Origin of the sequence: Actinomadura sp. 9N407, from assembly GCF_044326315.1 — a bacterium.
In the GTDB taxonomy this organism is placed as follows: domain Bacteria; phylum Actinomycetota; class Actinomycetes; order Streptosporangiales; family Streptosporangiaceae; genus Spirillospora.
Genome location: NZ_JBIRAW010000001.1, coordinates 1 through 21,879 on the forward strand (window position 1 = coordinate 1; position 21,879 = coordinate 21,879).

The 21,879-nt window shown below is 74.3% G+C and carries 17 protein-coding genes; 10 read left to right on the forward strand and 7 right to left on the reverse strand.

Annotated features, from left to right (window positions below; all coding sequences use genetic code 11):
• Positions 1-323 precede the first annotated feature (323 nt).
• The 3 genes from ACH34Q_RS00005 (at position 324) to ACH34Q_RS00015 (ending at position 7,132) form a co-directional block, all read left to right on the forward strand.
• On the forward strand, positions 324-3,374 hold the full coding sequence (locus ACH34Q_RS00005; protein WP_395980549.1) for an AAA family ATPase: 3,051 nt from the start codon (positions 324-326) through the stop codon (positions 3,372-3,374).
• Positions 3,375-3,606: 232 nt separating this feature from the next.
• Positions 3,607-4,725, forward strand: coding sequence for an alpha/beta hydrolase (locus ACH34Q_RS00010; RefSeq protein ID WP_395980550.1), 1,119 nt, complete (start codon positions 3,607-3,609; stop codon positions 4,723-4,725).
• A 1-nt stretch (position 4,726) separates the two neighbouring features.
• Positions 4,727-7,132, forward strand: coding sequence for a GMC oxidoreductase (locus ACH34Q_RS00015; protein WP_395980551.1), 2,406 nt, complete (start codon positions 4,727-4,729; stop codon positions 7,130-7,132).
• An 89-nt stretch (positions 7,133-7,221) separates the two neighbouring features.
• Here the strand turns inward: ACH34Q_RS00015 and ACH34Q_RS00020 are convergent, their stop codons facing one another.
• Both ACH34Q_RS00020 and ACH34Q_RS00025 read right to left on the reverse strand, forming a co-directional pair.
• Positions 7,222-9,237 (reverse strand): CehA/McbA family metallohydrolase, encoded by a 2,016-nt coding sequence (locus ACH34Q_RS00020; protein WP_395980552.1) that lies wholly within the window; start codon positions 9,235-9,237, stop codon positions 7,222-7,224.
• A 135-nt stretch (positions 9,238-9,372) separates the two neighbouring features.
• Complete coding sequence (locus tag ACH34Q_RS00025) at positions 9,373-10,233, reverse strand: DUF4429 domain-containing protein (RefSeq protein WP_395980553.1); 861 nt, start codon at positions 10,231-10,233, stop codon at positions 9,373-9,375.
• A gap of 97 nt (positions 10,234-10,330) precedes the next feature.
• Between ACH34Q_RS00025 and ACH34Q_RS00030 the strand changes: the two genes are divergently transcribed.
• Positions 10,331-11,086: an SDR family oxidoreductase gene (locus tag ACH34Q_RS00030; protein ID WP_395980554.1), complete on the forward strand. Its 756-nt coding sequence runs from the start codon at positions 10,331-10,333 to the stop codon at positions 11,084-11,086.
• Positions 11,087-11,093: 7 nt separating this feature from the next.
• Here ACH34Q_RS00030 and ACH34Q_RS00035 read toward each other — a convergent pair whose 3' ends face one another.
• Both ACH34Q_RS00035 and ACH34Q_RS00040 read right to left on the reverse strand, forming a co-directional pair.
• The gene (locus ACH34Q_RS00035; RefSeq protein ID WP_395980555.1) at positions 11,094-11,522 is read right to left on the reverse strand and encodes a PPOX class F420-dependent oxidoreductase; all 429 of its coding nucleotides are present in this window, start codon (positions 11,520-11,522) and stop codon (positions 11,094-11,096) included.
• 117 nt (positions 11,523-11,639) lie between these two features.
• Positions 11,640-12,323, reverse strand: a complete 684-nt coding sequence (locus tag ACH34Q_RS00040; protein WP_395980556.1) for a hypothetical protein — start codon at positions 12,321-12,323, stop codon at positions 11,640-11,642.
• Positions 12,324-12,665: 342 nt separating this feature from the next.
• Here ACH34Q_RS00040 and ACH34Q_RS00045 point away from each other — a divergent pair, with 342 nt between their 5' ends.
• From ACH34Q_RS00045 to ACH34Q_RS00060, 4 genes are all read left to right on the forward strand, one after another.
• Positions 12,666-13,343, forward strand: coding sequence for a hypothetical protein (locus ACH34Q_RS00045; RefSeq protein WP_395980557.1), 678 nt, complete (start codon positions 12,666-12,668; stop codon positions 13,341-13,343).
• A gap of 168 nt (positions 13,344-13,511) precedes the next feature.
• Positions 13,512-14,000: a sigma-70 family RNA polymerase sigma factor gene (locus tag ACH34Q_RS00050; protein ID WP_395981062.1), complete on the forward strand. Its 489-nt coding sequence runs from the start codon at positions 13,512-13,514 to the stop codon at positions 13,998-14,000.
• Complete coding sequence (locus ACH34Q_RS00055; protein WP_395980558.1) at positions 13,997-14,719, forward strand: anti-sigma factor family protein; 723 nt, start codon at positions 13,997-13,999, stop codon at positions 14,717-14,719. The genes ACH34Q_RS00050 and ACH34Q_RS00055 overlap by 4 nt, the downstream gene beginning before the upstream one ends.
• Positions 14,720-14,749: 30 nt before the next feature.
• Positions 14,750-15,454 carry a hypothetical protein gene (locus tag ACH34Q_RS00060; protein ID WP_395980559.1) on the forward strand — a complete coding sequence of 235 codons (705 nt, stop codon included), beginning with the start codon at positions 14,750-14,752 and terminating at the stop codon, positions 15,452-15,454.
• A gap of 120 nt (positions 15,455-15,574) precedes the next feature.
• On the opposite strand, the gene ACH34Q_RS00065 is transcribed toward ACH34Q_RS00060, so the two are convergent.
• Both ACH34Q_RS00065 and ACH34Q_RS00070 read right to left on the reverse strand, forming a co-directional pair.
• Positions 15,575-16,420, reverse strand: coding sequence for an ABC transporter permease (locus ACH34Q_RS00065; protein WP_395980560.1), 846 nt, complete (start codon positions 16,418-16,420; stop codon positions 15,575-15,577).
• Positions 16,417-17,382, reverse strand: a complete 966-nt coding sequence (locus ACH34Q_RS00070; protein ID WP_395980561.1) for an ATP-binding cassette domain-containing protein — start codon at positions 17,380-17,382, stop codon at positions 16,417-16,419. Before ACH34Q_RS00070 ends, ACH34Q_RS00065 begins: the two co-directional genes overlap by 4 nt.
• Before the next feature lie 107 nt (positions 17,383-17,489).
• Here ACH34Q_RS00070 and ACH34Q_RS00075 point away from each other — a divergent pair, with 107 nt between their 5' ends.
• Positions 17,490-18,245, forward strand: a complete 756-nt coding sequence (locus tag ACH34Q_RS00075; RefSeq protein ID WP_395980562.1) for a TetR/AcrR family transcriptional regulator — start codon at positions 17,490-17,492, stop codon at positions 18,243-18,245.
• A 16-nt stretch (positions 18,246-18,261) separates the two neighbouring features.
• Here ACH34Q_RS00075 and hrpB read toward each other — a convergent pair whose 3' ends face one another.
• Positions 18,262-20,772: an ATP-dependent helicase HrpB gene (hrpB, locus tag ACH34Q_RS00080; RefSeq protein WP_395980563.1), complete on the reverse strand. Its 2,511-nt coding sequence runs from the start codon at positions 20,770-20,772 to the stop codon at positions 18,262-18,264.
• A 312-nt stretch (positions 20,773-21,084) separates the two neighbouring features.
• On the opposite strand from hrpB, the gene ACH34Q_RS00085 reads away from it, so the two are divergent.
• Positions 21,085-21,846: an NERD domain-containing protein gene (locus ACH34Q_RS00085; protein ID WP_395980564.1), complete on the forward strand. Its 762-nt coding sequence runs from the start codon at positions 21,085-21,087 to the stop codon at positions 21,844-21,846.
• Positions 21,847-21,879 lie beyond the last annotated feature (33 nt).

Genomic DNA, 21,879 nt, shown 5'->3' on the forward strand with positions numbered 1-21,879 from the left:
CTCGTGGCGTGTTCGCCCGTGCGCGGCCGCTAAACGGCGAACACGCCACGAGTCGACGCGCGGTGCTGCGAGAATGGCCCCGCGGGCCGACCGGATCGGCCGCCGCTGTTGACACGTGGGCCACGATGACGGTTGATAACACATGAAAAGGGACGCGGGGGACGGCCCGCATCGGCCGGCGGCCCGGCCCGGTGCGCCGCCTCACCCCCTCGCCTCGAGATCCGTATCATGACCCGGGCCGGATCCGGGTCACGGCAGTCGGTTCATCACACGACGAGAACGTTCACGGCGCATCGACCGCCTGTCAATGTTGGGGTGTGGACATGCAGGGTCGCGCGGACCGGAACACGGGTGGCCTCACCACCGGCGTCCCCTTGGTCGGCCGGCGGGGGGCCCTCCGCGTCCTGGACCAGGCACTCGACTTCGCGATCGACGGCTCGTTCCGCTTTCTGGCGCTGTCGGGCGATCCGGGCGCGGGCAAGACCCGGCTGCTGGGCGAGCTGGCCGCCGCCGGAGCCGCCCGCAAGCTGCCGGTACTGACCGGCCGCGCCGCCGAGTTCGAGCAGCAGATGCCCTTCGGTGCCCTGGTGGACGCGCTCGACGACCAGCTGGAGGAGTGCCGCCCGGCGCTCGACCCCGCGACGGCCCGGCTGCTGTCCACCGTGTTCCCCGCCCTCACCGGTACGGGCGCGGGCGCCACAGTCGGGAACGCTCCCGGTTCGCCCCAGGCACAGTCCGAAATATCGGGACGATCCGCGACATCGGAGGCGGCCGCGGAGGGCAGCGGGGCGCTCGGCGTCGCCCGCTACCAGCTGCACCGCGCCGTCCGGCACCTGCTGGAGGAGCTGGCCGCCGAGCAGGGGCTCGTGCTGGTCCTGGACGACGTGCACTGGGCCGACGACGCCTCGATCGAGCTGCTGGGCTACCTGGTCCGCCATCCGCCCCGGGCCCGGGTGCTGATCGGCGTCGCCTACCGCCCGGCCCAGGCCTCGCCGCGGCTGGCCACCCTCGTCGACGTCGCCGGCGAGCACGGCGTCAGCGTGGCGGCCGACCCGTTCACCCCAGCCGAGGTCGAGCAGTTCCTCGGCCCGCGCGTCGGCCGCTCCCGCTGCCAGGCCCTGTACGAGGCCAGCGGCGGCAACCCGTTCTATCTGGAGGCGCTGGCCCGCAAGGAGGGCACCGGCGAGGCCGCGCCCGCCGACGACTCCGGCACCGAGCGCTGGGGCGGGCTGCCCGACCTGGGCGAGATCACCGACCTGCCGCCCGCCGTGCGCTCGGCGCTCCAGGTCGAGCTGAGCGGCCTGCACGAGACCGCGCTGCTGGTCGCGCGGGCCGCCGCCGTGGCCGCCGACGAGTTCGAGCCCGCGCTGGCCGCGGCCGGCGCGGAGCTGCCCGAGGCCGAGGCGCTCGCCGCGCTCGACGACCTGGTCGCGCGGGACGTGGTCAGGCCCGCCTCGCCGGGACGGTTCCAGTTCCGCCATCCCCTCGTCCGGCATGTCGTGTACGGGTCGGCGGCCGCCGGCTGGCGGCTCGCCGCGCACGCCAGGATCGCCCGCTACCTGGCCGATCTCGGCGCGCCCGCCACGCTGCGCGCCCACCATGTCGAACGGTCGGCCCGCTACGGCGACCGGTCGGCGATCGCGACCCTGGTCGAGGCGGCCCGTACGGTCGCGCCGCAGGCCCCGGCCACCGCCGCGCACTGGCTGGAGGCGGCACTGCGCCTGATGCCCGAGGACCCCGAGGGTCCGGACGCCGGCGGCGACGACGACCCGGCCCGGCCCCGGCGGATCCGGCTGCTGTCGGAGCTGGCGCACGCCCAGACCGTCAGCGGCCGGCTGGTGGAGGGCCGCGAGACCGCCCGCACGCTGCTGCGGCTGCTGCCGACCGGCGACCATGCCCGCCGCGCCCGCGCCGTCCAGATGTGCGCGGTGATCGAGCGGCAGCTGCACCGCCACCAGGAGGCCCGGGCGCTGGTCCTGGACGAGCTGCACCGCATCCCCGACCCGCAGGCGCCCGCCGCGGTGCTGCTGCGGGTCCGGCTGATCGCCGACCGGCTGATGCGCAACGACATCCGCGGCGCCCAGGCCGTGCTCGACCGGATGCCCGACAACGGGCCCGGCTGGGAGCCCGGCCTGGCGCTCGCGGTCGCCTCGCTGCGCGTGCTGCCCGCCTATGCCACCGGGCGGGTCGCCGACGCGGCCGGTTACGCCGAGGCCGCCGACCGGCTGTTCGCCGCCGCCCCCGACAGCCATATCGCCGAGGCGCTCGACACCTTCCCCTGGTTCTGCTGGACCGAGATCATGATGGGCCGCTACGACGACGCCCTGCGGCACATCGAGCGCAGCACCGCCGTCGCCCGCTCCACCGGCCAGGCCTCCTACATCACCTACCTGCTCAACGCGCGGGCCCGTGCGTTCACCCTGCTGGGCCGGCTGGACGAGGCCGCCGACGCCGCCGAGGAGGCCACCGAGACCGCCCGGCTGCTGCGGTCGGGCGAGGCGCTGGTCTTCGGGCTCACCCAGCAGTGCCTGGTCGCCACCTGGTCCGGTGATCACGACAAGGCGCTGCTGGCGGGCCGGGACGCCGTCGCCGGGGACCTCGGCGCCGGCGAGTGGTGGGGGGCGATGGCCCGCTACGCCCGCGCCGTCGCGCTGGTCAACGCCGGCCGGCACGACGAGGGCTCCGCCGCCCTGCTGGAGGCCTGCGGCGACGCGTCCGATCCCCGGCTCGACCCGTCCACGCTGCTGAGCTGCGCCGAGCTGCTGGCCTGGACCGAGTCCTGCCGCAAGGAGGGCGACCCGGCCCGGTGGGCGCACATCGCCGACGCGCTGGGCACGCTCGGGACGCCCGCCGACACCGGGCTGATCAGGCTCGCCCGCGCGCACGCGGCGCGCCCGGACGACCCGCGCCGGGCCGCCCAGCTGGCCACCGAGGCCGGCGCCCTGCTGGCCGGTGCGGGCCGCCGGGTCGAGGCCGGCCGCGCCGAGCTGGCCGCCGGCCTGGCCCATCAGGCCGCCGGTGAGCGCGACCCGGCCCGCGAGCGGCTGCGCGCCGCCGCCGCCCTGTTCGAGGCGTGCGGGGCCAAGGCGCTGACCGCCCAGACCGTACGGGAGCAGCGCCGCCTCGGGGTCCGGGTCGCGGGCCCGCGCCGCGGTGGCGGCGGCACCGAGCCGTTCGGGCTGTCCCCCCGGGAGTACGAGATCGCCTCGCTGGTCGCGCAGGGCTGCACCAACCAGCAGGTGGCCGAGAAGCTGTTCCTCAGCGTCCGGACGGTCGAGACCCACCTGTCCCGGGTCTTCGGCAAGCTCGGCGTGACCTCGCGGGTCGGCGTCGCCACCGCGCTCAACGCCCGTTCCGGCGACCGCGAGGCCTGAGCCTCCCGCACCCACCGCCCACCGCTTGGGTCATGCGGCTCATTTGGAACGTGGCACCCCGCACGGACACCGGAACAAGATCCGGACGACAATGAACCATGCGGTCGAAACCGGACTCTTACTTCACACGTACCCCACGTGCCCAAGGGGACGAATACGGGTTTTCCACGATGTCGCACCGTCGTAGGCGACTGGCACTGTTGGACCGACGTTGAGCCGGGAGGACACAGACATGGCACGCCGAATCCGACGTTTCTCGGGTGAGGGCGTCACCGACGCCCAGGTGTCGCTGCATCCGTTCACGACCGAGGACGACCTGCTGCTGACACTGTCGCGGTTCCACCGCGAGGACAGCGACGACGTCGTCCTGCTCATGCACGGGCTGACCTCCTCCAGCGACCTGTTCGTCATGCCCGAGATCCGGAACATGGTGAGCTACCTGCTCGACAACGGCTTCGGCGACGTGTGGGCGCTGGACTTCCGGATGAGCAACCGCTTCCCGTACAACACCAGCGGCAGGCGCTTCTCCCTGGACGACATCGCGCTGTTCGACTACCCGGCCGCGATGCGCGAGTTGCGCGCTCACATCGGCGACCGCCGGGTGCACGTCTTCGCCCACTGCCTGGGCGCCCTGTCGTACAGCATGAGCCTGTTCGGCGGCGCGGTGGAGGACGACCTGGCCAGCCTGGTCGTCAACAGCGTCTCGCTGACCCCGCGCGTCCCGGCCTGGTCCAAGGTCAAGATGGCGGTCGGGCCCAACTTCGCCGACTACGTCCTCGGCTCCCCCTACATCGACCCGCGGTTCACCGAGGCGCCCAAGCTCAGCGGCCGGTGGCTGATGTCCAAGGTCATCTCGGCGTTCCATCCCGAGTGCAAAGAGTCCGCGTGCCACATGCAGAGCTTCATGTGGGCGACCGGGCGGCCCGGGTTCTTCATGCACGAGAACCTCGCTCCCGAGACGCACCAGCACGACCGGCTCGCCGACATCAACGGCGCCTCGACCGTCCACTACTACCGGCACATCAGCAAGATGGTGAAGGCCGGCAAGGCGGTCAGGTTCGACAAGCGCGACCCCAAGCTGACCGGGCTGCCGGCCGACTACCTGGCCCGCGCGGCCGAGATCACGACGCCGATCCTGTTCACCACCGGCGATCACAACAAGATCTTCACCGACTCGAACGTGGTCTGCCACGCGCTGCTGTCGAAGCTCGTCCCGGGCCGGCACGAGCTGGAGATCCTGCCCGGCTACGGCCATATCGACCCGATCCTCGGCAAGAACGCCCACCAGGACGTCTACCCGCGGATCCTCTCGCACTTCCAGAAGCACAGCACTGACCGGAAGGCCGCCTGAGATGACCCAGGACCGGAGCACCGAGCACGCCGACGCCGTCGTCGTCGGCTCGGGGTTCGGCGGCTCGGTCGCCGCCTTCCGGCTCGCCGAGGCCGGGAGGTCGGTCGTGCTCCTCGAGCGCGGCCGGCCCTACCCGCCCGGCTCGTTCCCCCGCTCCCCCAGCGAGATGGGGCGGGCGTTCTGGGACCCGGCCGAGGGCCTGTACGGCATGTTCGACGTGTGGCGCTTCAAGGGCTGCGACTCGGTCGTGTCGGCCGGCCTGGGCGGCGGCTCGCTGATCTACGCCAACGTCCTGCTGCGCAAGGACGAGCACTGGTTCGTCAACGACGCGCCCGGCGGGGGCCACGAGCCCTGGCCGGTGGACCGTGCCGATCTCGACCCGCACTACGACCGGGTCGAGGCCATGATGGAGGCGACGCCGTACCCGCTCGACCGGGCGCCGTTCGACGACACCCCCAAGACCCACGCGATGCAGGACGCCGCCGCCGAGCTGGGCCTCAACTGGGCGCTGCCGCCGCTGGCGGTCAGCTTCGCCCCCGAGCGCGGCGCGGCGCCCGGGATCAGCCTGCCGATCGTCGACGCGGGCTACGGCAACCTGCACGGCGGCGGGCGGCGCACCTGCCGGCTGTGCGGCGAGTGCGACATCGGCTGCAACGAGGGCTCCAAGAACTCCCTCGACCACAACTACCTGTCGGCCGCCGCGTACCACGGCGCCGATCTGCGTACCGGTCACGAGGTCAAGGCGATCCGCCCGCGCGACGGCGGCGGCTACGAGGTCGACTACGTCGCCCACGACATGGAGAGCAAGGCGCGCAAGGGCGGCCTGCGGACCATCACCTGCGACCGGCTGGTCCTGGGCGCCGGCACGTACGGCACGACCCGCCTGCTGCTGAAGTCGCGCGCGGCGTTCCCGGGCCTGAGCCCCGCGCTGGGCGGCCGCTTCAGCGGCAACGGCGACCTGCTGACCTTCCTGCTCAAGGCCAAGGACCGCAACCGGGTCCGGCCGCTGGACGCCAGCCGCGGGCCGGTGATCACCAGCGCCATCCGGCTGCCCGACGAGCTGGACGGCCATCCCGGCGCGGGCCGCGGCGCCTACATCGAGGACGGCGGCTACCCGGCCTTCGTCGACTGGATGCTGCAGCCGTTCGAGAGCGGCGACCAGATCGACCGCGCGGTGAAGTTCCTGTGGTCGCGCTTCACCGAGTTCTTCACCGACGCGCCCGACACCAACCTGTCCAAGGAGCTGGCCGACCTGATCGGCGACGGCGCCCTGTCGGTCAGCTCGCTGCCGCTGCTGGGCATGGGCCGCGACACCGCCGACGGGGTGCTGGCGCTCAAGGACGGGCGGCTGACCGCCGACTGGACCAGCAAGACCAGCACGGAGCACTTCGAGCGGCTCCGCAAGACGATGGAGGGCATCGCCGACGTGCTGGGCGCGGACTACGCCGACAACCCGATGTGGTTCCGCAAGCGCATCATCACCGTCCATCCCCTGGGCGGTGCCCCGATGGGGCACCACCCGGCCGAGGGCGTCTGCGACGCCTTCGGCGAGGTGTTCGGGTTCCCCGGCCTCTACATCGCCGACGGTTCGGCGATGCCCGGACCGGTGGGCCCCAACCCCTCGCTCACGATCGCCGCGATGGCCGACCGGATGGCCACGCGGATCCTGGAGGACGAGTCCCGCCCCGTCACGACGGGGGCCGAGCCGGTCGCGGGGACCGGCTCGCCCGACGGGGTGCTGAACGGCCCGGCGCACGGTACGGAATCGGGGGCCTTCGAGGGAACCGGGGGCGGTTCTCCCGAAGGGTCCGGCCGTACGTCGCTGTCGTTCACCGAGGAGATGAAGGGGTTCATCACCTCGGGGACCGCCGATCCACGGGCGGGCGAGCTGGCCGAGGACCGCGAGCGGTTCTCGTTCCGGCTCACCATCACCGCCGAGGACGTGGATCGCTTCCTGGCCGAGCCCGGGCACACCGCCCGGGCCGAAGGGTGGATCGACGCGGCGGGTCACGGGGGCCGCCGCCCGGTCCAGCGGGGCTGGTTCGACCTCTTCGCGCCGGGGGGCGCGGAGGATCGCCGACTGATGAAGTACCGCCTGTACTTCACCGACGGCCAGGGCCGGCCCCGCACCCTCGCCGGCCACAAGAACGTCCTGCACGGCCCGCCGACCCGGATCTGGCCCGACACCTCCACCCTGTACGCCCGGATCCTGGACGGGCACGTGGAGGAGGGCGACGAGACGGCCCCGGTGCTCGCGGCGGGCGTCCTGCACATCCAGCTGACGGACTTCGCCCGCCAGCTGACCACGTTCCGCACGACGGGCCCCGGCGGCCCGGCGGCGCTGCTGGAGTTCGGCCGGTTCTTCGCCGGCGAGCTATGGGAGGTCTACGGCCCCGACCTCGACTGAGGGGGCCCCACGAACGCGCGAGCCGAGGGAACTGCGGGGTGCTCTCGGCTCGCGCTTATTTTTGCCCGGTCCTGTTCTGCCCGGTCCGGCTAGGTTCGGCGGCGGGAGCGGTAGACGGTACGGGCCTCGTCCAGCAGGGCCAGGTGGTCGGACAGCTGGCCCGGGGATTCCAGGCGGGCCTGCGTCCGCAGGAGCTCTTCCAGGGCGTCCAGGTAGTCCAGGCACCATTGGACGTCGGCCTCGCGAGCGACGTGGTGGCCGTCGACGTCGATGTAGACGGGACTGGTGTGGGCGTAGACGCCGGTGTGGTGGAACGACCGCGCATGGGCCGGGCCTGAGGCGACGGCCACCAGGTAGGTCGGCTCCCCGACGGTGAGCTCGGCGGTCAGCTCGTGCGGCGGCCCTTCGGCCACGACGCCGTCGGCCGTACGCAGCTCCAGGCGCGTGACCTCGGGGCCGACGGACCGGACGGTGACGGTGAGGCGGTCGCCGGGACGCGCGTCGAGCGTCGCTCCGGGGCCGAGGCCGCCGGCGTCGAGTTCGAGCCAGGGACCGGTGGTGGCGAACGTGCGGCCCCCTCGGATCGCGTCGGCGAACGAGGCCGCGGTGAGAGGGCCCTCGACCCGGGCGTAGACGCGTTCCCAGCCGGGCGGGCTCGACTGGTTGCCGCGGCGCTCGAACGAGAGCATCGAGTCTGTACCGGCGGTGGCGGCCAGGGTGTTGCCCGCTCCCAGGAGGTGGCGGTAGACGACGGCGGTCGCGTGGATCGAGGAGTGGTTGAGGACGTCGAGGCTGTCGATCAGGCCGAGCGCGGCGTCGGCGACGATCTCGCGGGCCGAGCAGTTGCGGCCGGAGGTGAGCGCGAAGGCGGGCGGGGCGTCGGCGTCGATCGGGACGTGGAACGGGTGGCTGTAGCCCAGGACGGCACCGAGTTCGCGCAGCTCGGCGCAGCCCTGGCCATTGGGCGGCCAGTCGGCGGTGCCGAGGAAGCCGGTGTGGTAGCGGCGGGGCGGGCGCTGGACGCCGAACGCGTACAGGTGGCCGAGCAGGTCGTTGCGGTACTCGACGCCGAGGCGGGCGATGTGGGTGGCGTCGGACCAGGCCAGGTCCTGCCCGGCCCAGTGTTCGAGGGCCTCGCGGTCGTAGACCCGTTCGGAGGCGACGTTGCCGGCGACGAGGTTGAGGACGTGCAGGTCCTCGCCGTGCTGGACGGTGGCGGCGTGGGCGGGCGTGCCGACCGTGTCGCCGGTCCAGTTCATGTGGACGTGCATGTCGCCGCCGTACCAGCCCCGGGACGCGGCGTCGTACAGGCGCTCGGGTGCCAGTTCGAGGACGGTGCCGGGTCCGGGGGTGATGCGGCGTTCCTCGGTGGCGTACTCCATGCCGCGCGTGACCCGTACGGTGAGCGGTTCGGCGGGGACGTCGAGTACGAGGTCGTCGCCGTGGAAGTAGGGCCGGCGGTGGGCGTCGAGCCGGTGCGGGGCGCCGGCGGGATACCAGCCCTGGCCGTCCTCCCCGGTCACCGACCAGCGGCAGGGGAAGCCCGCGCGCAGGCGGAGGGTCGCGGGCCGGGCGGTACGGGTCAGGGACTCCAGGGAGACCGGCTCGTCGTCGACGGTCAGCACGCTCTGCGGGGTGACGCCGATCAGCCGCGCGCCGCGCGGCGGGACGTGGTGCGCCTCGCCGTCCAGCAGCACGGTCGTGGCAGCATCGCGCGCGGAGTCGATGAGCAGGCCGGTACGGAACGTGGCCCCGTCGAGCACGGCCTGGGGGCGCGCGTCCAGTGCGGCTCCGCCAGGGGTGAGGCGCAGGGCGGCGAGGTTGTCCAGGACCTGCCCGCCGAGCGCGTCGCGGATGATCTCGTGCGGGTCGAGCTCGGCCATCCGGGCCTCCAGCTCGGTGTCGGCGGCGCCGGGGAAGCGCTCGACCGCCTGGGTCAGGCAGGTGATCCAGAACGCCTGCTCGTCCATCAGGTACGCGCTGGTCTCGATCTGCCGGACGTAGCCGATCGGATCCTCGCCCCAGGACGGGCCGTGCTCGTCCAGCAGCCGCCGGTAGTCGCGCAGGGCCTGCCGTACGGCCGCTGGGATCGGGTCATCGCACATCGCGGGTGCCTCCCCGTGCTCGCAGTGCCGTCAGCGTGGCACGGGCTCCCGCGCGGGCAAAGGAAGCGCCGGCGCACTGGAGGCGGAATCTTCCACTTGGGAGTGAAATCCTCTTCCGCGCGGGTGATATTCCGGTCAGAGGCCCAGCAGGTTGCGCTTGGCGGCGGTGAACTCCTCGTCGGTCAGGACGCCCTCGCGGTGCAGGTCGCCGAGCTCGCGCAGCCGCCGCAGCATGGCGTCGGGGTCGCCGGCGGCGGGCGCGCTGATCTCGGGCGCCGCCGGCGCGGCGAGCTCGGCGCCGGGATGCGGAAGCCGGGCGAGCACGGCGGCGGCGAGCAGGGCCGTGGTGCCGCCCTCGCGCTGGATCCCCCACGACAGCGCGCGCGGATCCTCGTCCGGCGGGCGGTCCGGGGACGGTTCGCGGAGCCGGAAGCGCAGGTAGCCGTAGCCCATGCCCGCCTGACGGCCCCAGTCCACGCCGATCACGTCCTTGAGCTCGAACGTCTGCGTTCCCAGGGCCGTCTTGGCCCCGTTGGCCAGCCAGTTCCATTCCAGCCGGACGCGCTCGCCGTCGAACGAGGCGGTGCCGTCGCCGGCGGAGGCCGTCAGCGGCACGCCCGGGCCGGGCATCAGGTAGCGGTCGCACGGGCCCTCGGGAATCTCCCGTACCAGCAGGTAGTTGCGCACCTCGTCGGCGAAGAACTGCGCGGCGCCCGTCCGGTCGCCGCCCACGATCAGCTTGTACGGGTCGGCGGGCTCGGGCAGCCCGCCCGCGATGGCCTGGGTGAACGGGTCGGCGCCGTCGCGCAGCCGCAGCCGCAGCCGCCCGCCCTTGCGGCCCGGCTCGTACGCCGCGCCCTGCAGGGCCTCCAGCGGGACGACCACCTCGCCCAGGGCCTTGCGCAGCTTGTGCACCGAACGATCATGGCCGGGCACGATCCGCACGACCTCACCGTCGAACGTCCACGATCCGTCCCGCGAGGTCATTTCCGCCATGAAAGGGATGGTAGAGCGTCCGGCCCGGCCCGCGCGAAGATCGCTGCCGGGCGTACCGTCGGGGGTGACGGCGGACGCGAGGACGGGGAGGCGGCGGATGGGCGCGGCGCGGACGGAAGGGCCGGTCACGCTGGTCACCGGCGGCGGCAGCGGGATCGGGGCGGCGGCCACGGGCCGGCTGCTGGACGCGGGGCACCGGGTCACGATCACCGGCCGGAGCCGGGAGCGGCTGGAGAGGTTCGCGGCCGAGGCCCGGACCAGGGCCGAGACCAAGACCGGCGCCCAGCACGACGGCGACACCGGCACGCTGCTGACCGTCCCGGGCGACGCCGGGGACCACGAGAGCGTGACCGAGGCGGTTGAGGCGACGGTCCGGCGGTTCGGGCGGCTGGACAACGTGGTCGCCAACGCCGGGATCTCCACGCATGACACGCTGGCCGACGGCGATCCGGAGCGGTGGCGGGAGATGCTGCTGACCAACGTCCTGGGTCCGGCGGTGCTGGTGAAGGCCGCGCTGCCGCATCTCAAGGGCAGCCGGGGCCGGATCGTGCTGGTCGGGAGCACGGCCGGGGTGAAGAACACGCCGGGCAACATGTACTCGGTGACCAAGTGGGCGCTGTCGGCGCTGGCCGAGAACGCCCGGGTGCTGGTGACCGGGGACGGGGTCGGCGTGACGCTCGTCGCGCCGGGGCGAGTGGACACGCCGTTCTGGGAGAGCCGCGAGGGCGGCATGCCGGAGGGCCCCAGCATCACGGCCGGGCAGGTGGCGGAGGCGATCGTGTGGGCCGTCGGCCAGCCGCCCGGCGTGGACGTCAACAGCGTGGTGGTCCGGCCGGTGGGGCAGATCCACTGACCAGGGGTCAGGCCGGCGGCTGCCCGTAGACGCGCTCGACGTGCAGCCGTACGACGACACGGCGGTCGGCGACCATCACGCGCCGGTAGTCGTCCCAGTCGGGGTGCTCGCCCCGGATCGTCCGGTAGACGTCGACCAGTTCCTCGACGGCGGCGTCGTGCGGGTCGGCGGCCACGCCGGTCAGCTCGGCGGTGCCTTCGGCGACCGCCCACGACCAGCCGTCCGGGGCGCTGACGTGCAGGCTCGCCCGGGGGTCGCGGCGCAGGTTGCGGGCCTTGGCCCGGTCCTCGGTGATCGAGATCCGGACCAGCCGGCGGCCCTCGTCGAAGGTGTAGTTGATGCTGGACAGCTGCGGTCGGCCGTCCTTCTTCAGCGTCGCCAGCACGCCCAGGTCGCGCTCGCCGAGCAGTTTCAGCAGTCCCGCGTGTTCCGCCATCGGCATCTCCCGTGAAGTCGGTATCGCCCTGGGCACGGTGTGGCCCTGAAGAGCGCGGCGTCGCTGGGCACAACCTCACGGGGACCGCCTTGCTTCCCGGCCGGCCACAGGGACGGGCTACGGGACGGCCAGGGGCGGGAACTCCAGCACGCGGGCGCCCGGCGGGGCGGACCGGTCGCCCGGCCCGCCCCGTTCGCCATGCCGTTCCCGCGCGCGCCCCTCGGCCCTGCCGGTCAGCATGTGGCCCCGGAACGCGGTGCCCTTGGCGGTGACCTTGATGGCCTGGAACGCGGCGGGCGGCAGCGCGCAGAACCCGGTCTGCACGACGTCGCCGTACAGCGACTCCGAGACCACGTAGGCCAGGTCGCGGCTCGGGTCGTCGGCCAGCAGCCGGCGCAGCGGCGCCGAGTCCAGCAGCCGCTGCACCACGATCGGCGCGTCTCCGGCGGGCCCGAACGGCCCGGCGGTCATGGTGCCGTGGTGCAGCGCGAGCCGTACCCGCAGCGGTGGCCGGTCGCCGCGCCCGCCGTTCAGCGCGCGCAGCTGGGCGGCCAGGCCGATGACGAAGTCGCCGGCCACCGGGGCCGGGTCGACGTCCTCGGGCAGGGTGGCCAGCTCGCCGTCGCCGCCGACCTGCTTGTCCCACCGGGCGCGCTCCAGCCCGATGCCCGCCGCGGCCCGGTCGAGCGCCTGGCTGAGCTGGTGCTGGGCCAGCAGCTGCTCGCGGGTGTCGCGCTTGCTGTACGCCTGGATGTCCACGGCCACCAGCAGCCGGTAGACCAGTAGTCCGTCGCCTTTCACGTCCGTTCGCCCCTCGGTCCTCCGAGCGATTCGGGCCGGTCGCCCTCATTCGCTCCAATGCGGAGTGAGTGTTCGCCTCGTACGGAGAACTCGTGACGCGCCGGGACGCACCTCCTCCTGTGTCGTGTGATGCGGATGAACGCCCCCTTGGACGCCGGTGCCGGGGCGGGCCGTCGCAGAAGTAAGGAAAAACTAGCGAACAAGTAAGGCCCCACCGTGAACAAACCTGGCCATACCAGGCGCATTCGGTGGGCTCCACACCGTGCAGCGTTGAACCTCCCGCCGCCGTGCCCCCGTACATCCACCCGACAGGCACCCGGACGAGGCGCGGAGGACGGCACGATGACACCCCGGCGGCGGGCGGCCGCGCCGATGGGCGCGGCGGTGGCGGCGAGCCTGCTGCTCGCGGGCTGCGGCGAGTTCCGCGGCGTCGTCCCCGGGGCGGCCGAGGACGGCAACGGCTACGGGGCGGCGCAGTCGCCGCCGCCACCGGTCGCGGTCCCCGGCGACGGAACGCCCGGGAACGGGTCGCCGGTCAACGTCACCAGCGTCCGGGTCGCGGCCGCCGGACGGCTCGGCACCATCGTCGTGGACAGCAACGGCCGTTCCCTCTACCGCTACGACCGCGACCGCGCGCGCCCGTCCGCCACCACCTGCACGGGTGCCTGCGCCCGCATGTGGCCCCCGGTCCGCTTCACCCCGGGCCTGCAGATCGCCGGCGGCATCGGCCAGGCCAGGGTCGGCCAGGTCAGGCGGCCCGACGGCACGCCGCAGCTCACGATCGCCGGATGGCCGATGTACCGCTACGCCAGGGACGCCGCCCCCGGCGACGTCAGCGGCCACGGCGTGAGCGGGGCCTGGTACGCCGCCAGGCCCGACGGCACCAAGGCCGCGGCCCTCGGCGACGTCCCCGTACCGCCCGGCTTCGGCGCCGGCACCGGCGGCTCGGGCAGCGGCGGCGACGGTGGCGTCAAGCCCGGCACCGGCCCCGCACGCTCAGGCGCGCCCCCGGGTTCCTGAGCCGGTCACCGAGCACCACCCCCCGCACCCCAGCAGCCGGAGACCCCGATGGCGCACAGATCACCGACCGCCGTGTCGGCCACCCGCGAGCGAACGCGCACCGCCACCGGTGCCTGGAGCTGGTTCCGCGGCGCCCAGCCGGCCGGCGGCGTGGACGACCAGGTGCTGGTGAACGAGCTGTACCGGGTGTACGGCCGGCCGCTGCTGTCGTTCGTGCTCCGGCTGACCGGCGGGGACCGGCACTGGGCCGAGGACGTGGTGCAGGAGACCATGATCCGCGCCTGGCGCAGCGCCCACCAGCTGGACGCCGACGCCGCCTCCCTGCTGCCGTGGCTGGCCACGGTGGCGCGCCGGATCGTCATCGACGACCAGCGCCGCAAGAACGCTCGGCCGCAGGAGGCGGGCGAGGGCCCGCTGGAGAACCTGCGCGCCCCCGACGGGTTGGAGGACCTCCTGCGCTCGGTCGTCGTCTCCGAAGCCCTCCTGTCGCTGTCGCCGGCGCACCGGGAGATCCTCAACGAGACCTTCTTCCGGGACCGTTCGGTGAACGAGGCCGCCAAGGTCCTCGGCATCCCCGTGGGCACGGTCAAATCCCGGGTCTACTACGCGCTCCGGGCGCTTCGCGTCGCCCTGGAGGAGAGGGGCGTGACGCCATGAGCGCGGCCATCCAGCACACCGATGTCGGCGCGTACGCCCTGGGCCTGCTGGAGGAGCCCGACCGGCGCGCGTTCGAGAGCCATCTGGGCGGCTGCGGGGCCTGCCACCAGGAGCTGGGCGCGCTGCGGGGCGTGGCCGCGACGCTGGAGGGCCTGCCGCCGATCGCCGAGGACCCGCTGCCGCCGGTCCGGCCCGACCCGGGCGTGGTGACCGACCTGCTGCAGCGCCGCCGGGCGGTGGCCCGGCGGCGCCGGGTCTCGCAGGCACTGGTCGGGGCGGCGGCCGGGCTCGTGCTGATGGGCGGGGCGGCCGGGCTCGGCGTCACGGTCGGCTCGGGCCGCGAGGAGGCGCCGCCGGCGCCGGTGGCCGAGAGCGGCGTGGAGGCGCTGTTCCGGGACGGCCGGCGGGTGAGCGCCACCGAAGCGGGCGGGGTGAACGGCACGGTGGCGATGGAGGACAAGCAGTGGGGCAGCCGGATCGGGCTGCGCCTGGGCGGGATCCGGGGACCGCTGGAATGCGAGCTGGTCGCGGTCGACAGCGGGGGCAACGCGCACGTGGTGGCCGGCTGGTCGGTCCCGCCCAAGGGCTACGGGCGTCCCGGCTCGCCCGCGCCGCTGGTCATGCAGGGCGGAACGGCCCTGGATCCGGAGGAGATCGCCCGGTTCGAGGTCCGCACCATCGGGACCCACCGCACCCTGCTCACCATCCCCAACACCTGAGCCCCGGCACGGCTCCCCTAATCTGGAACGGTGAACGGCACCCGACCCCACGCCGCCTCGCCCCGGCTGATGCTGCCCGGCCTGCGCGAGGTGTACGAGGCGTACGCGCGGGCGGCCGACGAGCTGCCCACCCTGCCCGGCGCGCTGCAGGCCGAGGTGTGGACGTCCGCGCAGCTCGGCGCGCTGGAATCGGCCGCGCCGCACGCCGAGGGACGGCGCACCGCGCTCGGCGATCTGATCACCGTCCTGCGGGCCGCCGGCACGCCGGGGACCAGGACGTTCCTGCGGGCGCTGGCCGCGATCGGGCCCCCCGAGGTCCGCCGGGTGGCGGCGAGCGCGGCGGCCGAGCTGGGCGAGCTGCCCGAGCCGCCCTGGGCGGGCGCGCTCGGCGCGGTCCGGTCCGGCCAGGTGTGGCTGATCCAGGAGGGGCCGCTGGACGGCGACCGCCTGGTGTGCGAGTTCCGCTACGAGGGCGGCGCCGACCTGCACGCCCTGGCGGTACGGCTGACGCACGGCGACGCCCCGAGCGAGATCGTCATCGTCGGCGACGTGCGGGCGCTGATGGCGGCGGCACGGCAGGCGATGCAGGCCGAGCTGTGCGTCGTCCAGCCCTATGACGCCGCGGCCGTGGGGCCCCGCCTCCGCGCCGCCCTCGCCGGCGCGGAGACGATCCCCGACGACTGCTACCCCGCGCTGGCCCTGGCTCGCCACCGCGCCGCCGCCCTGCCCGGCTGACCGCCGCCCCTGCCTTCAGACCACGGGCCTCCAGACCACGGGCCCATGGGACGGCTGGCCCGTGGTCGGCGGGCCCACGGGCCGGCCGACCACGGGCCGATCAGGTGCCGTGGGCGCGGCTCAGCGGCCGTGTGCGCGGTGGCGGCGTACCGACAGGGGCAGGAAGACCGCCACGATCAGCAGCGGCCACACCACCGCCATCAGCGCCGCGTGCTCGGCCGCCCAGGAGCCGCCGGCGGCCGCGCCGGGGTCGCCGAACAGCTCCCGGCAGGCGGTGACCGTGGCCGACATCGGGTTCCACTCGGCGATCGCGCCCAGCCAGCCGGGCATGGTGCTGGGCGCGACCATGGCGCTGGACAGGAAGCCGATCGGCCACACCAGGATCTGGACCGTGACCACCGACTCGGGCCCCTTGGCGACCAGGCCGAGGTAGATCCCCATCCACACCAGCGCGAACCGCAGCAGCAGGAGCAGCCCGAACGCGGCCAGCGCGGGTCCGAGCCCGTCGTGCCAGCGCCATCCGATGGCCAGCCCGCAGACGATCATGACGGCCAGCGCGGCGACCGCATGCAGCATGTCGGCCGCGCCCCGGCCGGCGACGACCGCCGAGGACGCCATCGGCATCGCCCGGAACCGGTCGTGCACGCCCCTGGCGGCGTCGGCCGCGATGGCGGCGAACGTGGTCTCGATGCCGAACACCATCGTCAGCGCGAACATCCCGGGCATGATGAACGACCGGTAGTCCCCGCCGCCCGGGACGTCCATCTGGCCACCGAACAGGTAGCCCATCATCAGCACGACCATCACCGGGAACAGCAGCCCGACGGCCACCTCGCCCGGACAGCGCGCCCAGTGCGCCAGGGCCCGTACGGTCAGCGTCCAGCAGTCGGTGACCACCCAGCGGATCCCGCCCGGGACCCCCGGGACACCCTGAACACCTGGGACGCCCTGATCGGCCGTGGTCATGCCGGTACCTCCTGTCGTTCGCCCTGTCGTCCGCCGGTGAGGTGCAGGAAGACCTCGTCGAGGGTGGGGCGCCGCAGCCCGATGTCGGCGACGGCGATGCCCGCCTCGTCCAGCTCCCGCACGGTCGCGGTCAGCGCGGCCACGCGGTCGGTGACGGGCGCGCCGGCGCGCAGCGTCTCCGCGTCGGTGTCGGCGTCCGCGCCGGTGGTCCGCGTGATGATCGCCGCGGCCCGGGGCAGGTCGGCGGCCTCCCGGACGACGACGTCGATCCGGTCGCCGCCGAGCGCGGACTTGAGCCGTTCCGGGGTGCCCGCGGCGATCACCCGGCCGCCGTCGAGCACCGAGATCCCGGCGGCCAGCCGGTCGGCCTCGTCCAGGTACTGGGTGGTGAGCAGCACGGTGGTGCCGCCCTCGGCCAGGGCGCGCACGGCGTCCCAGACCTCGGTCCTGCCGCGCGGGTCGAGGCCGGTCGTGGGCTCGTCCAGGAACAGCACCGGCGGGGCCAGGATCATGCTCGCGGCCAGGTCCAGGCGCCGCCGCATGCCGCCGGAGTAAGTACCGGCGGGCCGGTCGCCGGTGCCGTCCAGGCCGAACCGTTCCAGCAGCTCGTCGGCCCGCCGCCGGGCCGCGCGGATGCCCAGGTGGTAGAGCCGACCGAACATCACCAGGTTCTGCCGCCCGCCGAGGACCTCGTCCACCGCCGCGTGCTGCCCGACCAGGCCGATCCGGGTACGGACCCGCACGGCCTCGCGGACCACGTCGTGGCCCGCGATCCGCGCCCGGCCGCCGTCGGGCCGGGTGAGCGTGGTCAGGACGCGGACCGTCGTCGTCTTGCCCGAGCCGTTGGGGCCGAGCAGTCCGTGCACGGTCCCCGCCGGTACCTCCAGGTCGATGCCGTCCAAGGCCGTGGTGCCGCCGTAGCGCTTGCGCAGCCCCTCGGCCACGATCGCGGGCTCGCCCATCCGCCACCCCTCACTCTGTACGATGTACGGGATTAGATGACGACTATAACGTACGCCGTACAGAGTTTCATTCCCGCGCGATCCCGGTTCTCTGCCAGGATGGGCGGGTGACCACCGAGTACAGCGGGGCGGGCGACCCCCGGCGCAGCCTTGAGCTGCTGTGGGGCGTCCAGGAGCGCCCCCGCCGCGGGCCCCGGCCCAAGCTCACCGCGGCGGAGATCGTCGGTACCGCGATCGGCCTCGCCGACGCCGAGGGCCTGGACGCGCTGTCGATGCGCCGGATCGCCGAGCGGCTCGGCGTGGCGGCCATGTCGATCTACACCTACGTCCCGGGCAAGTCCGAGCTGATCGACGCCATGCTCGACCGCGCGTACGGCGAGCTGGCCCCGCCGGCGGCAGAGCTCGGCTGGCGGGACGCGCTGGAGCACATCGCGCGGGAGAACTGGGCGGTGCTGCACCGGCATCCGTGGATGCTCCAGGTCGCGACCGCCCGTCCCCCGATGGGCCCCAACGCGCTGGACAAGTACGAGCACGAGCTGCGCGCCGTCGAGGGGCTCGGCCTGACCGACGTGGAGATGGACTCGGTGGTGGCCCTGGTCAACGGGTTCGCCGAGAGCGCCGCGCGGGTCGCGGTCGACGCCGCCCAGGCCGAGCGGCGCACCGGCATGAGCGACGAGCAGTGGTGGGAGACCACCGCGCCGCTGCTGGAGAAGCTCATCGATCTGGAGCGCTACCCGCTGGGCACCCGCGTCGGGACGGCCGCCGGCCAGGAGTACGGCGGCGCCGTCGGCCCCGGCCACGCGTTCGAGTTCGGGCTGCGCCGCGTCCTGGACGGCATCGAGGTCCTGATCGGCTCGCGCTGACTCTTGAGGATCGCCTTCAGCGGCGGGGCTTGATCCGGCGGGTCGGGACGGCCTCGGCAGGGTCCTCCGGCCACGGATGGCGCGGGTAGCGGCCGCGCAGCTCCGCCCGTACCGACTTGTAGCCCTCGCGCCAGAACGAGGCGAGATCGGCCGTGACCGCCGCGGGGCGTCCCGCCGGTGACAGCAGATGCACCACCAGCGGTACGCGCCCGCCCGCCAGCCGGGGCGCCGCGTCCCAGCCGAACAGCTCCTGCAGCTTCACCGCCAGAACGGGCTGCTCGGCGGAGTAGTCGACCCGGATCCTCGAGCCGGTGGGCACCTCGATCCGTTCCGGCGCCATCTCGTCCAGCCGGGCCGCGCACTCCCACGGCAGCAGTCCGCGCAGCGCGCCGGCGACGTCGACGCGCCGGAGATCGCCCCGGCGCCGTGCCCCGGCCAGCCACTGCTCCACGTGCTCCAGCAGGGCCGCGTCGTCCATCGCGGGCCAGGGCTCGCCCAGGGCCCGGTGGCAGAACGCCAGGCGCTCGCGCAGGGCGACGGCCGCCGGTGTCCAGGTCAGCATCGCCAGGCCCTCGGCGCGCAGGCCGTCGGCCAGCGCGGCCCGTACCCGGGCGGGATCGGGACGGGCCAGCGGCTCGGCGGCCAGCTCGATCGCGCCCAGGCGCTCGACCCGCCGCGCGGCCACGTTCCCGTCCCGCCAGGCGACCTCGTCCTCGCGCGCCAGCAGCGGCGCGGCGGCGAACCTGGCGGCGTCCTCGTCGATCACCACGGCCTGCCGGACCCGCGCCGAGGCCGACCCGGTCGGGCGGTCGGCGATCGCGACGGCCAGCCACGGCGCCCGGGCGGCGGCCAGCGCCGAGCCCTCGGCCAGGACGGCGCCGGTCCCGGACGCCATCAGGTAGCCCGTCCCGGGCCGCGCCCGGGCGACGCGTTCGGGGAACGCCAGCGCCACCACCGTCCCCGCCACCACGTCGTCGCTCAGGCCCGAACGGCGCCTCTCCCCCGCGACGTCACCGGCGGGCAGGTCGGACAGGGCCTTCTGGAGGCGGCGCGACTCGTCCCGCCAGCGGGCGGCGTGGGCGTCGGCGGGTGGGCCCTCGCGGCGCAGCGAGCGCCAGGACGCGGTCAGGTCGTCACCGGCCGAACGGGGCGGCGGCTCCGACAGCAGCGCCACCACCTGGGCGGCGGCCCGTACACCGACTTCACGGGAGCCATCGAGAAGGGCGCGGGCCAGGCGCGGCTCCACCCCCACGCGGGCGAGCACGCGGCCGCGCTCGGTGACCCGGCCGTCGTGGACGGCACCGAGGGCGTGCAGGGTCGTACGGGCCGCACGCAGGGCGGCCTCCGGCGGCGGGTCGAGCAGGGCGAGGCCGCCCGCGTCGGGATCGCCCCAGCACGCGATCCGCAGCGCGAAGCCGGTCAGGTCGGCCAGCTCGATCTCCGGGCGGGGGCGCGGGGCCAGCCGGTCGTGCTCGGCGCGCGGCCAGCACCGGTAGACGGTGCCGGGCGCCTCGCGTCCCGCACGCCCGGCGCGCTGGTCGGCGGTCGCGCGCGAGGCCCGCACGGTGGTCAGCGCGCCGAGGCCGCGGGCATGGTCGGTACGGGGCTCGCGGGCCAGTCCGCCGTCCACGACGATCCGTACGCCGGGGACGGTCAGGCTCGACTCGGCGACCGAGGTGGCCAGGACGATCCGGCGCCGCTCCGCCGGCGCCAGCACCGCGTCCTGGACGGCGGGCGGCGCCTGGCCGTGCACCTGGAGCACCTCGGCGCCGGCGTCGAGGAGCATCCCGGCGACCCTGGCGATCTCCCCGGCGCCGGGCAGGAAGCACAGCACGTCGCCGTCATGCTCGGCCAGGGCGCGCCGTACGGTCGCCGCGATGTGGCTCAGGAACGCCGGGTCGACGCGCATGCCGTGCGGCGGGGGCAGCGGGCGCTCCGGCGGGGCCCAGACGACGTCCACGGGGTGCAGCGCGGCCTCGGTCTCCACCACGGGAGCCGGGTCGCCGTCGCCCAGGAGGCGGGACCAGGGGCCGGTGTCGGCGGTCGCGGACGCGGCGATCAGGCGCAGGTCGGGACGGAGCGCGGCCCGCACGTCCAGCATGAACGCCAGCGCGGTGTCGGCGTCCAGATGCCGCTCGTGGCACTCGTCCAGGATGACCGTGGCGACGCCGTCCAGCTCGGGCTCGCGCTGCAGCCGCTGGAGCAGGACGCCGGTGGTGACGACCTCGATCAGCGAGCCGGGCCGGTGCTCGCCCCGGACGGTGACGCCCACCGAGCGCCCCACCCGCTCCCCCAGCGACCACGCCATCCGCCGCGCCGCCGCCCGCGCGGCCAGCCGGCGCGGCTCCACCACGATCACCTTGCCCGCCGGGCCCGGCCCGGGAGGCAGGTCGGGGACGAGGCCGGCGAGCGCCAGCGGGACGAACGTGGTCTTGCCGGTGCCCGGCGGCGCCGACAGCACGGCCACGCCCCGTCCGGCCAGGGCCGCGATCAGCGCGGGGACGGCGGCGCGTACGGGGAGGTCCATCCGACCAGTGTGGCCGCCCGCGCGCACGGGTGCCCCCATCCGGACCGCCGCATGTGATAAATGCCACTGCCCGATTTGCCGCCGACCCTTGCGGTGTAAATTGCATCGCGTTTTACGCCATTACCCGTAGAACGTTCTCAAGCCCACTTCATCGGTACACGGGAGAAGCTGCGGCAGGGATCGGACATGGCAATACCTCTTTCACCCGGCCATTGCCTTTCCGGCTCACTTCCGTCACCGGGGGTCGCCTCTCGGCAAAGGAACGGGTATTCAATAATGAACAGCGTCAGACCAGGGGCAAGGGAGGTCAGGATGTTCGGCAGCTCCATCTATCTCAGGGGCAGGGACGCCTTCACCGGCGGATCCCCGCAGGCCGTCTATGAGGAGCTGTGGCAGCGCGGCCGAAAGAGCAGGGTCCGCAACCGCGCAATTCTGGCAGGGCTGACGCTGCTGTCGTGCGGGGCCCTCGTCCACGCCGTTTTCGGAGTCGTGATGGCCGTGGTCGTTGCGGCTGCCGACGCCTACTTCCACTGGCACGGCTATAACGCATCCAGCGTGTGGCGGCGCGGGCTGCGCGGCGACGAGCGGATGGCCCGGCTGCTGCGCCGCACGCTGGAGCGCCGGGGCCACCGGGTGCTGTACGCCCGGACCGTCCCCGGGCACGGCGGCGCCGACCAGCTCGTGGTGGGACCGGGCGGCCTCTGGCTGCTGCACAACGACGCCTGGCATCCCGAGACCGAGATCGGCGCGCACGGCGGCCGGCTGTTCGTCGACGGCCGGACCAAGACGCGGATGGTACGGGACCTGGCCGAGACCGCCGCCACCGCGGGCGCGCTGATCGCCGAGCGGTCGGGGATCGAGGTCAAGGTCGTCCCGGTGCTGGTGGTGCACGGCGGGAAGGTGCGCAAGGCCCCGTTCCGCGCCGACTCCATCCTGTTCGCGCCGCCGCTCAAGACCGTCCGCTGGATCCTGGGCAACCCGGTGGCCGACTACACGCCCGAAGACGTCGAGACGATCGCGCGTGCCGCCGTGCACGCGCTGCCCATCGGCGGCCGGACCATGACCGCCGCCTGAGAGGAGGGCGCGAGAGGAGGGCGCGACAGGAGC

What these genes read in the sequence shown, in the direction of transcription:
- ACH34Q_RS00005 (WP_395980549.1), top strand. Translation starts at nt 324, where the DNA reads ATGCAGGGTCGCGCGGACCGGAACACGGGTGGCCTCACCACCGGCGTC.
- ACH34Q_RS00010 (WP_395980550.1), top strand. Translation starts at nt 3,607, where the DNA reads ATGGCACGCCGAATCCGACGTTTCTCGGGTGAGGGCGTCACCGACGCC.
- ACH34Q_RS00015 (WP_395980551.1), top strand. Translation starts at nt 4,727, where the DNA reads ATGACCCAGGACCGGAGCACCGAGCACGCCGACGCCGTCGTCGTCGGC.
- ACH34Q_RS00020 (WP_395980552.1), bottom strand. Translation starts at nt 9,237, where the DNA reads ATGTGCGATGACCCGATCCCAGCGGCCGTACGGCAGGCCCTGCGCGAC.
- ACH34Q_RS00025 (WP_395980553.1), bottom strand. Translation starts at nt 10,233, where the DNA reads ATGGCGGAAATGACCTCGCGGGACGGATCGTGGACGTTCGACGGTGAG.
- ACH34Q_RS00030 (WP_395980554.1), top strand. Translation starts at nt 10,331, where the DNA reads ATGGGCGCGGCGCGGACGGAAGGGCCGGTCACGCTGGTCACCGGCGGC.
- ACH34Q_RS00035 (WP_395980555.1), bottom strand. Translation starts at nt 11,522, where the DNA reads ATGGCGGAACACGCGGGACTGCTGAAACTGCTCGGCGAGCGCGACCTG.
- ACH34Q_RS00045 (WP_395980557.1), top strand. Translation starts at nt 12,666, where the DNA reads ATGACACCCCGGCGGCGGGCGGCCGCGCCGATGGGCGCGGCGGTGGCG.
- ACH34Q_RS00055 (WP_395980558.1), top strand. Translation starts at nt 13,997, where the DNA reads ATGAGCGCGGCCATCCAGCACACCGATGTCGGCGCGTACGCCCTGGGC.
- ACH34Q_RS00065 (WP_395980560.1), bottom strand. Translation starts at nt 16,420, where the DNA reads ATGACCACGGCCGATCAGGGCGTCCCAGGTGTTCAGGGTGTCCCGGGG.
- ACH34Q_RS00070 (WP_395980561.1), bottom strand. Translation starts at nt 17,382, where the DNA reads ATGGGCGAGCCCGCGATCGTGGCCGAGGGGCTGCGCAAGCGCTACGGC.
- hrpB (WP_395980563.1), bottom strand. Translation starts at nt 20,772, where the DNA reads ATGGACCTCCCCGTACGCGCCGCCGTCCCCGCGCTGATCGCGGCCCTG.
- ACH34Q_RS00085 (WP_395980564.1), top strand. Translation starts at nt 21,085, where the DNA reads ATGTTCGGCAGCTCCATCTATCTCAGGGGCAGGGACGCCTTCACCGGC.